General features: G+C 33.0%; 13 protein-coding genes and 1 pseudogene. 1 reads left to right on the top strand and 13 read right to left on the bottom strand.

Annotated features, from left to right (window positions below):
- Positions 1 to 182: 182 nt before the first annotated feature.
- The 3 genes from LK443_RS01025 to spxA form a co-directional block, all read right to left on the bottom strand.
- On the bottom strand, positions 183 to 1,529 hold the full coding sequence (locus tag LK443_RS01025) for an ISL3 family transposase (protein WP_227931025.1): 1,347 nt from the start codon (positions 1,527 to 1,529) through the stop codon (positions 183 to 185).
- A 232-nt stretch (positions 1,530 to 1,761) separates the two neighbouring features.
- The gene (locus tag LK443_RS01030; protein WP_227931789.1) at positions 1,762 to 3,087 is read right to left on the bottom strand and encodes a C1 family peptidase; all 1,326 of its coding nucleotides are present in this window, start codon (positions 3,085 to 3,087) and stop codon (positions 1,762 to 1,764) included.
- A gap of 124 nt (positions 3,088 to 3,211) precedes the next feature.
- Complete coding sequence (gene spxA / locus LK443_RS01035) at positions 3,212 to 3,610, bottom strand: transcriptional regulator SpxA (RefSeq protein ID WP_227931790.1); 399 nt, start codon at positions 3,608 to 3,610, stop codon at positions 3,212 to 3,214.
- Between the two features lie 346 nt (positions 3,611 to 3,956).
- On the opposite strand from spxA, the gene trpS reads away from it, so the two are divergent.
- Entirely contained in the window at positions 3,957 to 4,952 is a 996-nt protein-coding gene (gene trpS, locus LK443_RS01040; RefSeq protein ID WP_227931791.1) for a tryptophan--tRNA ligase, read from the top strand.
- Positions 4,953 to 5,017: 65 nt separating this feature from the next.
- Here the strand turns inward: trpS and LK443_RS01045 are convergent, their stop codons facing one another.
- The 10 genes and pseudogenes from LK443_RS01045 to ypdE all read right to left on the bottom strand — a co-directional run bounded on the left by LK443_RS01045 (position 5,018) and on the right by ypdE (position 14,489).
- Positions 5,018 to 6,040, bottom strand: a complete 1,023-nt coding sequence (locus LK443_RS01045; protein WP_227931792.1) for a branched-chain amino acid aminotransferase — start codon at positions 6,038 to 6,040, stop codon at positions 5,018 to 5,020.
- 19 nt (positions 6,041 to 6,059) lie between these two features.
- Positions 6,060 to 6,485: a hypothetical protein gene (locus tag LK443_RS01050; protein ID WP_227931793.1), complete on the bottom strand. Its 426-nt coding sequence runs from the start codon at positions 6,483 to 6,485 to the stop codon at positions 6,060 to 6,062.
- Between the two features lie 100 nt (positions 6,486 to 6,585).
- On the bottom strand, positions 6,586 to 7,536 hold the full coding sequence (locus tag LK443_RS01055; RefSeq protein ID WP_227931794.1) for a peptidylprolyl isomerase: 951 nt from the start codon (positions 7,534 to 7,536) through the stop codon (positions 6,586 to 6,588).
- A gap of 185 nt (positions 7,537 to 7,721) precedes the next feature.
- A pseudogene (locus LK443_RS01060) lies at positions 7,722 to 8,455 on the bottom strand (3D domain-containing protein).
- Positions 8,456 to 9,181: 726 nt separating this feature from the next.
- The gene (locus LK443_RS01065; RefSeq protein ID WP_227931796.1) at positions 9,182 to 10,363 is read right to left on the bottom strand and encodes a MalY/PatB family protein; all 1,182 of its coding nucleotides are present in this window, start codon (positions 10,361 to 10,363) and stop codon (positions 9,182 to 9,184) included.
- A gap of 2 nt (positions 10,364 to 10,365) precedes the next feature.
- Positions 10,366 to 11,421, bottom strand: a complete 1,056-nt coding sequence (locus LK443_RS01070; protein ID WP_227931797.1) for an aminopeptidase P family protein — start codon at positions 11,419 to 11,421, stop codon at positions 10,366 to 10,368.
- 9 nt (positions 11,422 to 11,430) lie between these two features.
- Positions 11,431 to 12,753: a PTS sugar transporter subunit IIC gene (locus LK443_RS01075; RefSeq protein WP_227931798.1), complete on the bottom strand. Its 1,323-nt coding sequence runs from the start codon at positions 12,751 to 12,753 to the stop codon at positions 11,431 to 11,433.
- Between the two features lie 15 nt (positions 12,754 to 12,768).
- Positions 12,769 to 13,107, bottom strand: a complete 339-nt coding sequence (locus LK443_RS01080; RefSeq protein ID WP_227931799.1) for a PTS sugar transporter subunit IIB — start codon at positions 13,105 to 13,107, stop codon at positions 12,769 to 12,771.
- 15 nt (positions 13,108 to 13,122) lie between these two features.
- On the bottom strand, positions 13,123 to 13,431 hold the full coding sequence (locus tag LK443_RS01085) for a PTS lactose/cellobiose transporter subunit IIA (RefSeq protein ID WP_227931800.1): 309 nt from the start codon (positions 13,429 to 13,431) through the stop codon (positions 13,123 to 13,125).
- A 17-nt stretch (positions 13,432 to 13,448) separates the two neighbouring features.
- The gene (gene ypdE, locus LK443_RS01090) at positions 13,449 to 14,489 is read right to left on the bottom strand and encodes an aminopeptidase (RefSeq protein ID WP_227931801.1); all 1,041 of its coding nucleotides are present in this window, start codon (positions 14,487 to 14,489) and stop codon (positions 13,449 to 13,451) included.
- Between the last annotated feature and the right edge of the window lie 5 nt (positions 14,490 to 14,494).

Here is a 14,494-nt window from a genome sequence, read left to right on the forward strand (position 1 = left end):
TCAACCACAAACATAACTATGAACGAAATCTAGTTTTAACTTTATAATGAGCAGGGGCATGTTATCCGCGATTAGCGGTTTGGGGGCTGTGAAATTTGATATTATTTTTCGCTTCCCCCAATTCAACATGCCCATGGAGGCTCATTGTCAAGTTAAAACGACTCTATACATACTTTTTTAACTCATAATGACTTTCTATTGACCGGGGTAAAGAAACAACCTTTAATAATCTTGATTCTTAATTTCATATTCTCAAAATTTCGATATCCATATGCAACACGTTTAATTACTTTAATGAGATTATTCGTTCCTTCAATAGCTCCATTGGAATATCCTGTCGTAAAAGCTTGATAAATCCCATTCTTAAAACGTTTAAACACTTCAAACTTCTTCTTAAATTCATAAGGTAATTGTTTTGGAATTTCCTTTATACATGTCATAAATGCCTCGTAATTTTTCTTTTTATAGGCTTTTCTAAGTTCTTGAATGAAATCATATGCATCTGATAACACTTCGTCAAAACTCAATAATTTTTCTACCAATTGAGCTTGAGTAAGATAGGTTTTGAAGTGATAATTGTACCTTAATTTTTCTTCATCTAATTCATCACTAGGCTTTAAGAGTACTTTCCAGTATCGCTTTAATGTCTTCTGTTGTGTTGATTTAGGAGAGAATTGCTTCATAATCACAATGCGCAGTTGATTAAAATTACGATTCATATGTTGAACGATATGGAATCGATCTACTACGATAACAGCATTTGGAAATACTGTTTTAATAAGGTTTTGATAAGAAGCATTCATATCCATCACTAAATATCTTACTTTTAAACGTTGTTTACGAGAAAACTTCATAAAGAATGAAATCATTTCATGAAGTGTTCTACCAGGCAAAATATCAATTAATTGGCGATTTTCTCCATCTAAACAAATGAAATTCATTTTCCCTTGTTGCGTTTTAACGCCTCTAAATTCATCTAAACAAAGCACTTTAGGTAAATAATGATACTGCTGCATTGTTTTTATTTTAAACTTTTTCATCACTCTTTCAACAGTCTTATCAGAAATTGAAAGGAGTTTAGCGATTGCTTTTCTAGAGAAGTTTTCTTTTAAATACAACATAATTTGACACTCTAAATCATAAGAAATATTACTATTTTTTGGAACAAGAGGGCAATCTGCAACCCATGTTTTATGACAATCTTTACAGATGAATCGTTGTACTTTAAGGTCTAAAATAGTCTTATGTCCAAATAGGTGTGGAATTCTAATTTTATGTTCCATAGGAGAATGTTTCATCACATTTTCGCTAGAACAATATAGACAAGAAGTACAAGTATTTGTCCAAGTTCCATTAATTTTATGAACTATTTCATTATTTTCTGTCACGATTTCTAACCAATTTTCATCCGTAATAAAATTTTCTTCTGTTAATCTTAGTAATTTTCGTATACAATAGTCCATGAGAGAAATCCTCCTTTGATTTGTTTTAGTCGACTTAATCATAACTCGGATTTCTCTTTTTTGCATGTAAAAAATCCTGTCGGTAATTTCTCACCAACAGGATTTGTCGAACAACCCAATTACAACAGAGCCAAAAAATCTTAATTTGTCTTCCAATGTGGTTCTTTCAATCATAAGAGTAATCTCTGTTGTTCTTCCATCTTTTGATTTCCATACTTTTTCATCAAATCCCCCAGTTACTACTTCACTTTTTACGCACTCTCATCCTTACACGCAAAAAGTCATTTCCGCCTTCATATTAGGCTAACGAACCCATCGGATCCCATGGTGCTAATACGATTGGTTCAGAATCAAATGCAGCTAACTGCTCAGCTGTTAAGAACTCCTTACGAACCACAATTTGGTACGTAAACTCATCCATCCATTCATCTGACATCATCCAGAATCCATCGACCCCAGATTTTTCTCCCCAACTATTTTCTACTTTCCAACGAGTTGGTTTTCCATTTACTAAATCGACCCCAGTTAATACCATGGCATGAGTCATTAAACTTTCTCCATATTCTAAGCGATCTGCTTTAGAAAGTTTGAAATCTAACCCCAATAAACCTTTCAAATCAAAATGATCCATTGCCATTAATCCAGTATCACGCCCTGAGAATTGTCCCACATCACAACCAAACCAAATCGATTCGCCTTGTTCTAATTGTTGAATCGCAAGTTTCTTGAAAGTATCCATCTCTACATTTAAGTATTTTACAGGAGTTCCTCCAACAACGTTTCCTAACATTTCAACAGTATAAGAACGGTTGTATGGTTTGTCTGCTGTTGGTGCATTAATAATCGATACATATTGATCTAAATCTAACCCTACAAACTGTTTATAAAATGTTTGTGGTGTTAAATTTTCATAGTGATGGTATTCTTTATCTTTATCACGATAAGAAAAATCAAACACTTCTGGTGGAGTTCCTAAACTGATGGCTAGTAAATCATAGACTTCCTTCATCAATTGTTTACGAACTTCCAAGACTTTCTCTTCAGTAGCTCCCCCTGCTACTAAATCTCTTAAAACCTTCGCATCTTCACGAAGTTTTTTATTTAAGTATTTATTCAACTCTCCAGAAGCTGAACTACTAAAACTTTCTGGCATTACTGCCTTTGGTACGACACCATACTTATTAAAGATGGAAACAATCATATCCCATTGTCCGCCATCTTGTTGTGGTGTTTGAAGTAAGAAGGCAACATTACGACTTGTAATAGCTTCATGAGCCGTTTTTAAAATATTCTCATGGAAGAAATTCGCCTTCTCATATTTATCCCAGAAAAAAGTGTAACTTTGAGAAAGTTCAAATTCCTCTAGCTTAAACTCATTAAAGATTTTATGACGGAACGTGTTTAGTGCAGCAAACATCCAACATCTCCCAGATTGTTTTTGGTTTGCCACCTTTCCATGTTCCAAATCAATGGAATAAACGGGCGGGTTTTTCACGATTGCTTCTACATTTTGGCTAGAAGCGTGAATCCCATTTTTTACAGTTGCATGTTGTGCAACTTTCTTTTGTCCGTCAGATTGAAATTTTTGACGGAACTCATCAGTCATGTCTTTTGTTAAAAACATATACTCATCTCCTTTTCCTTTTGTATTCTACATCATACTACTCTTATGCTATTTTTTTCAAGCAAAAAGGGGGGTTTTTATAAAATAAAAAAACACTGTAGAAATTTCTACAGTGCCTTTATCATTAAAAATTTACTAATCTTTGTGCTTGTTCTAATTCAAAAGCTCTTACTTCACGAGGTAAGAAACGGCGAATTTCATCTTCGTTATATCCTACTTGGAATCTCTTTTCATCCAACATAATTGGACGGCGTAATAAGCCTGGGTTTTCTTGAATTAAAACGAATAATTGATTCAAAGGAACTTCATCTAAATTTAAATTTAATTCTTGGAATGCCTTTGAACGTGTTGAAATAATTTCTTCTGTACCATCTTCCGTCATGCGTAAAATGTTTTTAATTTCGTCAATTGTTAATGGTTCTGAGAAAATATTTCTTTCAGTATATGCGATAGTGTGTTCTTCTAACCATGCGCGTGCTTTACGGCATGAAGTACAACTTGGTGATGTGTATAATGTAACCATGAAATCGCTCCTTCTCGATGAGCTAGTTTAGATGGGCTCATCACGTTTTATATTATATATTATTTTTAGAATAAAATCTATACAATTTTCGTGATTTCTTCATTTTTTCACAAATTATTTTTTTAAGAGTCCCTAAATCTATTTCATTAAAACCTGATTATTTCAAGGCTTAATCTTTTTTTAATTTTTGTCAAGCAATATCCTTTTTCACATTTCCGTATTATTCCGATAATTATCTCATTTTACTACTTTAAGCTTATCCTTTTATAGGAAATATTTTTTGTGTAAATTTTCAAAAAATACGGTATAATAAGACTAATTGATTGAAATTTAAAGGAGAATACAAATGACTAAAAAGAAAATTTTCTCTGGAGTACAACCTTCAGCCATTCCAACCATTGGAAACTACATTGGTGCGATGAAAAACTTCGTTGCCTTACAAGACGAATATGATTGCACATACTGTATCGTAAACCAACATGCGATTACGGTTCCACAAGACCCTAAAAAATTAAAAGAACAAACTCGTTCACTAGCTGCTTTATACTTAGCCATTGGATTAGATCCTGAAAAATCTACGATTTTCGTTCAATCTGAAGTGCCAGCACATGCTCAAGCGGCATGGATTGTACAATGTAATGTAGGTGTTGGAGAATTAGAACGTATGACACAATACAAAGATAAATCTCAAAAACAACAATCTGTATCAGCAGGTTTATTAACTTATCCACCATTAATGGTAGCAGATATTATTTTATACAATGCTGAAGTTGTTCCTGTTGGGGAAGACCAAAAACAACATATGGAATTAACACGTGACTTCGTAGCTCGTTTTAATAGCCGTTATGGAAATGGTAATGAATTATTAAAAATGCCTGAACCATTTATTCCAAAAGCAGGCGCACGTGTTATGAGCTTACAAACTCCTACGAAAAAAATGAGTAAATCAGATGCCAATGTGAAAGAATACATTAGTATGTTAGATGAACCAGCAACCATTCGTAAAAAAATTAAGAGCGCTGTAACTGATTCAAGTGGTGTCATTGAATACAATCCAACTGAAAAACCAGGAATTTCAAACCTTTTAACAATCTTTAGCGCATTTTCAAACCGTAGTATTGAAGATTTAGTAGAAACTTATAAAGATTCAGGATATGGAGCATTCAAAACTGATTTAGCAGAAGCGATTCTAGCAGTGATGGAACCAATCCAAAAACGTTACTATGAATTACTAAACTCTAAACAATTAGATGAAATCTTAGATGAAGGAGCTAAAAAAGCAAACGCTGTTGCTTCTAAAACTCTTCGTAAAATGGAAAAAGCTGTCGGCTTTGCAAGATAATCATTCAAAATCAAAAATCCTGTCGGTAACATTACTGACAGGATTTTTATTTCGTTAATTTTTTATTATACTTTTTGAATCCAACCTTCTGGAGCTTCTACATCTCCATATTGAATTCCTACTAATTCGTCATATAAACGACGAGTCACTGGTCCTACTTCTGTTTCTGAATAGAATACATGGAAGTCATCTCCATTTTGGATTCCAGCAATTGGTGAAATAACCGCTGCTGTACCACAAGCTCCAGCTTCTGTAAATTCATCTAAACGATCTACATAAATATCTGCTTCTTTTACAACCATTCCTAAACGGTGTTCCGCTAACCATAATAATGAGTATTTTGTAATACTTGGTAAAATAGATGGAGAATATGGAGTAATGAATTGATTATCTTTCGTAATTCCAAAGAAATTCGCAGCTCCAACTTCTTCAATTTTAGTATGTGTTAATGGATCTAAATAAATACAGTCACTAAATTGACGTTTTTTAGCTTCTTTACCAGGTAATAAGCTAGCTGCATAGTTTCCTCCAACTTTTGCAGCACCCGTTCCTACAGGAGCGGCACGGTCATATTCACTCACTACAAAGCTCGTTGGTGTTAAGCCACCTTTGAAATAAGCTCCAACTGGCATCACGAAAATAGTGAAAATATATTCTGGAGCTGGGCCTACTCCCATTGTATCGCCTACCCCAATCATTAATGGACGAATATATAAACTTCCACCTGTTCCATATGGTGGAATCCAATGTTCATTTGCACGAACAACTTCCTTAATCGCTTCAACAAACCGTTCTTGAGGAAATTCTGGCATTAATAACCGAGTACAAGAACGTGCAAAACGTGCCGCATTTTGGTCTGGACGGAATAAATTAATGCTACCATCTTTACAACGATAAGCTTTCAATCCTTCAAAAGCTTGTTGTCCATAATGAAGTGCTGTTGATGCTTCACTAATATGAAGTACATTATCTTCTACTAAAGCTCCATTATCCCACTGTTCATCTTTATAATAGCTAATATAACGATAGTCTGTTTTAATATAGCCGAAGCCTAAATTTTTCCAATCTAAGTCTACTTTTTTTGTCATAACAACACTTCCCTAAAAATTATTTTACTGGTTTATAATCTCCCGTTACTGGGTCCATCTCTTCTAAAACTTTCGTTGATTGTGTAAATCGGAAAAATCCGAAACTACTTGTTCCACCTTGTTGTTGATGGCGAATATGAATATCAATCGAATCTTTTGTCTGAGCTTGAACTAATATTGTGTAGTGATTATCCAGTAAGACTTGTTTCTTCGTTTCAATCTCTTTAATCGCTTCTTTTGCTAATGCATTGAGTTCGGTAGTAGTGCTTCCTTCTTTAGTTGCGGAAACCGTTGTCGTTGTTTCTTCAACTTTTGATGTCACAGCTGATTCACCATTTTTAGAAACATTGACCATATCAGCTTGGTTAAAAGTTTCTGTACGCCCAGCACAGCCCATGAATCCCACTGCTAATACACTGACTACTAATTTCCATGAAAGTCTCATGGTATCCTTCCTTTCCAGTTGTTGTCAAGATGAATTGTATAAAAAAGAGTAGGAAAAATCAAATACTTTTTTTGATTTTTCCCTACTCCTAATAGAATTTCTAATTCTCTGTTGTTTGCGATTGTTCTGTTACATTTGGTGTGTTATCAGAAAAATCTTTCAAAGCATTTTTCAATGTATCATCTGTAATTTTCACATCTGCATCTTTCACTAATGAAGAAACTACTGAATGAATGGTAGCTTTATCTTTTAATTTCTCAGCTAATAATTCCTCTTCTAATGTAGAACGTACATCGTTTAATGAACCTTTTTCAGGTTTGTCGACTAATTTAATCACATGGTAACCATATTGAGTTAATACTGGTTCTTCTGTGATTGATCCTACTTTTAGGCCATAAGCTGCATCAGCAAATTCTTTTACCATGTCAGAACGTTTAAATGGTCCAACTTTCCCACCATTTTCTGCCGTACTTTTATCTGTTGAATTTTCTTTTGCTAAAGTATCAAAATCAGCGCCATCTTTTAATTGTTTAATGATATCTTCAGCTTTTTTCTTCGCTTCAGCTTTATCTTCATCAGATGCATTTTGAGCGACACCAATTAAAATATGTTGAGCTGTTGCTTTTGGCTCCCATGAATCATAATATTTTTGAACTTCTTCATCACTAAATTTATTCGCTTTTTTAACAGCTGCTGTAATTAATTTGTTTAAGTAAACTGTATCACGGTAAGCATCCACTGAAGTAAATCCACTACGAGCTAATACTGCTTTTAAAGCATCTTCTCCACCATATTGTTTTACTTGATTTGCAACTTCTGTTTTTGCTTCTTCTTCTAAAGCTTTTTTATCTTTTGCATCATTTTCTAAAACTTTTTGTAACACTAATCGTTGTAATGTTTGTTCTCCTGCCGTCGCTTTTAATGCTTTATACAACTCTTCTTGGGTAACATTCCCTGCTTTTGAAGTCGCTACAGCTGATTGATTATTCGAACACGCTGCTAACGCTAAAGTTGATGCTACCGCTAACATCCCCATCATAGTTTTTTTCATTCTTTCCACTCCTGTCATACTACTAAATATTACATTTCCAACAATATACCATATTTTCAACATATTTCCTAGCTTTTAAAAAAAAGACAATAGTTTTTTCTATTTTTTTTCATAATTTCTTATTCTTATTATTTTTTCCATAAAAGAAAAAGACTGGATTTTCATCCAATCTTCTTTATACATGCTTATTTTAAAATACGAATCGTAATTGTACGACGTCCAAAATTATTTGCTTCTGCTAGTGTTGTAAAGTGAACATCAATTTTATTTCCAACAATTGCCCACCTGTATCAGCTGCACGAAATACTCCGTATCCTGGAATTTCAACCATAGTTCCTAAAGGAATTACTCGAGGATCTACTGCAATTACCATTGGGTCATTCACTAAATTTGTTCCATCTGCTGTATAATTTGATAATCCCGGCTCTGCGTATGAATACGCTGTTGCTTCAACCGTTAATGTGTAACCTTCTGTTGATGAAGCTGTAGTAGTTTGTACTTCTTGTGAAGTGACTGTTTGCGGAGTTGGCTCTACTGCTTTCATTTCTACAACTTCTGTATTATCTTCTGCTTTATAAGTATGCTCTTCTTCTTCCGTTTTCACGACTACTTCTTGTTTATCTGCAGAAAACTTAATCGTTGTTCCTGCATAAATTAAGTTAGCGTTTTGAATATCATTGACACGAATTAAATCTTCTAATGATACATCCATTGCTTCAGCAATAACAGATAATGTATCACCATATTTAACTGTATACTCTTGTACTCCTTCATCATTATGAATAATTTCATCTTTTACTTCGTCTGTAGTACGTGCTACCCATCCATCAGCCTTAGCTGTTGAAGTTGTCATTCCTGAAATTCCTAGAAAAGCTACTGCGATTGTTGCCAACACCGTCTTCTTTAGTGTAAATTTCATAAATATCCTTTCCGACTCTCTACTAAAAATTTCGTTTCGAGAATCTACCGCTAAAAATTCCCAAATGCGGTTTTATTTGATGTAACTACTGTAACATGAAAAAACAGCAAAATGTTGATTTCACGTGTTTTGTTAAGGCTCTTTAAATAAATTGACTTTTTTTGATATTTAGATTACAGAAAACTGATGCGAACATACGTTTTTCGTTACATTTGACATCTTTTTGTAACATTACCTTAAATTTCTCTTTAACTTTTGTTCGTATAAAATTGAAATGTTACAACTTTGAAACCGGTTCACTTTCTAAAAGTGGCGTTTTTTGGTCGGAAAACAAAAAAAGCACCCTAAAAGGTGCCTTTAAAACTATATTCATTCTACAATTTTTAATGCTCTCCAAAAGCAAAAAATAAGCACGGTTGGAAACTCTCCAACAGGAGCAAACGATTAGTTGTATTTTCACGACTAACTCCTCATTGTGCTTCTTAGGCTTATCTCTGAGGAACAGTTCTTAAATTCTGCCAAGCAGTGTAATGTGCTTCAATTACACTTCTATATCACTATAGAATATTTTTAACTAGGTGAACATACAAAACAGCCCCATTTAACTGGTCTTGTTGTTCGTACTCATATTAATACGTTTTTCTCCTAATTTCAATCAGAAGATAGTATGAATCAATACACAGAAAGTCACCCCCACCGCCACTAGAAAGATGAGGGTGATTGAGACTATTTATAAAAATCATACATTGTTTTTATTCTATTAAATGCTTCTTCCAGCTTATATCTTTGCATCCCTATGTTTAATCGTACAAATCCTTCAGCATTAGACACAAAATAGCTACCTAATACTACTGTAAGGTTTGCATATTGAAAAAAAGTACTAATTTCTTCTTCTGTCTTCAAAAAATCCCCTACATAAATCCACACTAAGAAGGAAGATTCTGCCTTCATCAATTTAAATTTAGGTAAGTTCTTTTGAATAAAATCTTCAACATAATTATGATTTTCTTCAATGTAAGTTACCATTTCTTCTAACCATTCATGTTCATATCTATATGCAGCTTCTATTGCTGGAACTGCAAAAACATGAGGGGAAGTGACATAATTTGCAGATAACCTAGCATAAATTTTCTCCCGCAAACTTTCATTTGGGATAACTATATAGGATGTCTTCAACCCACCTAAATTAAACCCTTTATTTGGAGACACACATAAAACACTTGAATCCATTACCTTATCATTTGCATTCCATAAACTAATAAATTTACTATTTGAAAAAACAACGTCTCGATGAATTTCATCAGAAATCAAATATACTTGATTTCTTTTACATATGTTCCCCAATTGATTCAACTCTTGAGCTGTCCAGACTCTCCCAGACGGATTTTGTGGATTACACAGTATAAACAACTTTACATTATACTTTATTATGTCAGATTCCATTTTAGCGAAATCTATATAATAACGATTTTCTGCCAAAATCAAATCGTTACAGATTAATTTTCTTCCGTTATTAATTACAGATTCGGCAAAGGGAGCATAAGCAGGTGTATGAATCATTACATAATCACCTACATCAGTTAATGCTTGGACAATATTATGCAACGCTGATATCGTCCCAAAAGTTAGACGCACCCATTCTTTCTTTATATCTAAGTTAAAATATTTTTTGTTCCAATTTATAACAGCATCATAGAAACTATCTGGGACAAAAGTATAGCTATAATCTGGCATTAAGGCTCTGTTTACTAACGCCTCCTTAATAGAAGGAGCGCATTCAAAATCAATATCAGCTAAATCCATAGCAATAATATTATTACCTCTTGGATTTTTTTCTTTAAGTAAATCAGGATTCCACTTTCTAGTTCCTGTTATGCTCCTATCAAATTCCTTATCAAACTGATTCATTTTCATCCCACCATTATTAATGATTTATCACTTTTCGTAAGCGCCTCTCCTCTATCCGATAATACGCAAACAACATCTTCAATTCTTACTCCACCTAATTTTGGAATATAAATTCCTGGTTCACAAGTCAAAACCATATTTTCACGTAAAACAGTATTACTAGTAGCATTCATCATCGGATAATCTCCACCGATTCCTATTCCATGACCTAATCCATGTGTGAAAAACTCTCCATATCCAGCTTCAGTTATAATATTTCTTGCTATTTCATCTACTTTATTTGCGATTACTTCGGGTTGAACAAAATCAACAGAAGCTTGTTGAGCTTTTTGTACAACATTATAGATATTTTCTAATTCTTTCTCTACAAATTCTATTCCTACGGTTCTAGTCATATCAGATTGATAATGATCTAAGACTATACCAAAATCAATAGTTACAAGCTCACCTTTTTGAATAACTTTATCTGTAGGTCTTCCGTGTGGCAGAGAACCTCTCCAACCACTCGCTACAATAGGTTCAAATGATAATCTATCAGCACCCATTTTAAAACATTCATTGTAAATAATCCCTACTAATTCTTTTTCTGTCATCCCCACTCTAATCTGAGGTAAAACACGCAATAAAATTTGATCTGTTAATTCACAAGAAATTCGAATTTTACGAATTTCCTCTTCGTCTTTAATCATTCTGATTTTTACAATTTCTTCTCCTATTTGGTGAATTTCAAATTTTTCAGAAAGTAATAAATATTTTTGAATAGAAATCCCTTCATTTTCAACTCCTATTTTTATGAAGTTATTCTTTTTAAAAAACTCAATAATAGGTGTATAGTAATCTCTATTAGGTAAAACCTTATTAACAACATTTTCGATTCTACAAATTTCATTTTGGTATCGTCCATCCATGAATTGAATACATTCATCTAACGTAATTACCAAAATCGAGCCACTTCCTGTTACAGCTCCCAAATATTGTTTAGTAGTTTTATTCGTAATTACTATTGCATCTAACTCTTTGGTTTTTATTAACTTTCTAATATTGTCAATTTTATTCATATTACTCACCTAAAAATCTAAATCTAAATCATCTAAAAGATTTTCTTCTTCTTTTGTAAATATTTCTTTGTTATTTTGTGTTAACGCTGCAATTTCATCTTGTTTTTCCATAATTTTAAAGAATGGCCAATAAATAGCAACTGATGCCACTAATTGAATTGCGCATACAATAATTGTTCGCCAATCTCCATTTGTTAAAAATCCTTCTAAGAAAATACCTACATAAGGAGGGTCAAAAATTGGTTTATTTAAAAGTCCCCAGTGCATCAAAAACATTGGAAACGTACCAATAATAGCACCACCAAAAACGTGAGGAATAAACATAATTGGATTCAAAATAATTGGTGCACCAAATAAAATAGGTTCATTAATACCAAATAAAGCTGGGAAAAGAGAAACTTTTCCGATTTGTTGATATCTCTTATTTTTTGATAGCATACAAGCTACAATACATCCAATACTAATACCACATCCTGTAAATCCAAAGAATGCACTTGAAGTTCCTGCAGTAAAAAAGTGAGGAAGAGGTTCACCTGCTTGCATTGCTGCTATGTTTTCAGCAATAAAAGCTACCATTATCGGACGAGTAATTGGGCTAAATACTGATGAATGAATACCAAAGAAGAAAATTGTACAAATCGCAAAATTTAACAATAAAACTGCCCAAGGATTATCCATACTACCGACTAACGGAGTTAAAAATCGTGTTAAAATTGTTGGAGGTAATTCTCCAATAACATTTAAAAATACAAAACGTAAAGCAATGAATGTGCCACCTACAATTAAAGTTACTGGAATTAGTTCAAAAGATTGAGATACAAAATCAGGAACACCTTCAGGCATTCGAATCGTTAAATTACGTTTTTTACAGAAATTATATAACTCCACTGTAGCTAAGGCTACTAACATGGCTGTAAATAAACCTCTAGCTCCCAAATTTTTCAACATCAAATGACCTTGTTCGTTAAACGTTGCAACCATAAATAAAAATGCAAATGTAGCTAAAGTCATACAACCTGGAATATATAATTTATAGTATTTACCTAAGTTATAAGAAATAGCTAAACACGCATACAATCCAATCAATCCTATTGAAAGAGTTACTGGCAAATCAAATAATTCTGCGTTACTAGTAATAAATTGACTAATTGCATTTTCTTCACCTAACATGTTAGGTAAAGCTGGTAATATTGCAAAAAAACTTCCTAGAATTGTAAATGGTGTCATCGCAACCATTCCCGCTTTAATAGCGCTAAGATGTGGTTGATTATCAACTTTTCTTGCAAGAGGCAAGAAAAAACGATTCATGAATTCTGAAAATTTATCAAACATCACAGTCACTCCTTTTTATTTTTGTTTCGATAATTGATGTTTTTTATACGTTACTAAAGCTAATTTCATTACTGTCGCTCCATCCATTTGACCATATACATCTTTATCAATTACAGCACATGGAATATCTAATGGATCAATAACTGAATGAATAAAATCTATTTTATGGGCAATTTGTGGTCCTATTAACACAATATCCCAATTTTCTACAATACCTTCTAAAGAATCTGCAGGAATTGCTGTAAAATCAAAGTCTTCTTCATTTAATTTTTCACTTTGTTTAACAACCTTCTTCATATTTTGCATTAACATATTAGTTGAAAATCCACCTGCACAACATAATAAAATTTTCATAAAATCAAATCCTTTCTATTTATTATCATCTTCAAAAACATCTATTAAAGCTTCTATTAAGTCTCTCGCAAGTTGACTAGTCATATAATGGTCTTGTGCATGAACCATTAATAACGTAACTGCATCTTTAGCTTCTGGGTCTAATGCCTGAGCAATAATTTTAGTTTGTGCATTATGAGCCTCTAAATCAATCAATCTAGATTCTTTAAGAAGCTCCTTTGCTTTTTTAAAATCTTTATTTTTCACACATTTTAATGCTTCAAATGATTTCATTTTACTTTCACCAGAGTTTGCTATAATTTGTATAATTTCCTGTTCATTCATTTATTTCAAATCCTTTCTTAAAAGTTTTCAAACTCAAAAATATTTTTTTCCGTTAAATCTTTCAACAGCCTATAATATAGCTCTTCCATTAAATCTACATCACTTGAACTAACCAAAGATGTTGTAGAATGTCCGTATCTCACTGGAACAATCGTTACCAAAGTCGGTTTCCCTTGATTCACTTTATGAGCTTCTCCACCATCCGTTCCACCCATATTAAACATATCTTCTTGAAGTGGAATTTTATGATTTGATGCAAAATCTCTGAAATGATTTGCCATTTTTCGATTTGGCGAAAGAGTTCTATCAAATAAAGTAATCATAGGCCCCTTTCCAACTTGTCGTTTATTAGAATGGTCTCGTTTTAATTGGTTTGAAGCGGTAGCGACATCAATTACATACACAATATCTGGATTTATTAATTGAGTAGCCGTTTTAGCACCTCTAATTCCCACTTCTTCGCTACTTGTAAATGCAAAATACAAATTATATGGTAAAGAAACATTTTCTAATTTTTCAGCTAAAGAGCATAAAATATAGCAAGCTAATCGATTATCCATTGCTTTTCCAGAATATATATTTTCCACTGAATATTTTTGGAAGTTCGTTGAAAATGTAACCATATCTCCTATACTAATCCCGATTTTTTCAACTTCTTCTTGACTATTAGCACCTACATCTGCAAATACATAATCAACAATATTATCTTTATACTCTGCAAATGTAATCCCTGGTATTTTTTTTCTATCCCTCGTTGTCACTCTAACATGTTGATAAGATTGACCATAATTTTGTACTCCCCCTACCTTCATTAGATGAAGTAAACCAAAAGGATCTACACTTCTCACCAAAAATCCAACCTCATCCATATGAGCACACAACATAACACTTTTTGTGTTTTTTGCATTGACTTTCCCAAAAATAATACTTCCTAATCCATCTACTTGCTCGCTTAATTCTAAATGAGCTAATCTTTTCCTGATAAGTTCTCTCACTTCCTCTTCATCACCAGCCAAGGCATCTGCATTTGAAAGTTTACCCAAAAATTGTTCATCCATTAAAC

The organism is Granulicatella elegans (genome assembly GCF_020735385.1).
In the GTDB taxonomy this organism is placed as follows: domain Bacteria; phylum Bacillota; class Bacilli; order Lactobacillales; family Aerococcaceae; genus Granulicatella; species Granulicatella elegans_B.

Excerpts from the sequence above, each read along its gene's own strand:
- LK443_RS01025 (WP_227931025.1), bottom strand. The coding sequence starts at position 1,529 with ATGCAAAAAAGAGAAATCCGAGTTATGATTAAGTCGACTAAAACAAAT.
- LK443_RS01030 (WP_227931789.1), bottom strand. The coding sequence starts at position 3,087 with ATGTTTTTAACAAAAGACATGACTGATGAGTTCCGTCAAAAATTTCAA.
- spxA (WP_227931790.1), bottom strand. The coding sequence starts at position 3,610 with ATGGTTACATTATACACATCACCAAGTTGTACTTCATGCCGTAAAGCA.
- trpS (WP_227931791.1), top strand. The coding sequence starts at position 3,957 with ATGACTAAAAAGAAAATTTTCTCTGGAGTACAACCTTCAGCCATTCCA.
- LK443_RS01045 (WP_227931792.1), bottom strand. The coding sequence starts at position 6,040 with ATGACAAAAAAAGTAGACTTAGATTGGAAAAATTTAGGCTTCGGCTAT.
- LK443_RS01050 (WP_227931793.1), bottom strand. The coding sequence starts at position 6,485 with ATGAGACTTTCATGGAAATTAGTAGTCAGTGTATTAGCAGTGGGATTC.
- LK443_RS01055 (WP_227931794.1), bottom strand. The coding sequence starts at position 7,536 with ATGAAAAAAACTATGATGGGGATGTTAGCGGTAGCATCAACTTTAGCG.
- LK443_RS01065 (WP_227931796.1), bottom strand. The coding sequence starts at position 10,363 with ATGAATCAGTTTGATAAGGAATTTGATAGGAGCATAACAGGAACTAGA.
- LK443_RS01070 (WP_227931797.1), bottom strand. The coding sequence starts at position 11,421 with ATGAATAAAATTGACAATATTAGAAAGTTAATAAAAACCAAAGAGTTA.
- LK443_RS01075 (WP_227931798.1), bottom strand. The coding sequence starts at position 12,753 with ATGTTTGATAAATTTTCAGAATTCATGAATCGTTTTTTCTTGCCTCTT.
- LK443_RS01080 (WP_227931799.1), bottom strand. The coding sequence starts at position 13,107 with ATGAAAATTTTATTATGTTGTGCAGGTGGATTTTCAACTAATATGTTA.
- LK443_RS01085 (WP_227931800.1), bottom strand. The coding sequence starts at position 13,431 with ATGAATGAACAGGAAATTATACAAATTATAGCAAACTCTGGTGAAAGT.
- ypdE (WP_227931801.1), bottom strand. The coding sequence starts at position 14,489 with ATGGATGAACAATTTTTGGGTAAACTTTCAAATGCAGATGCCTTGGCT.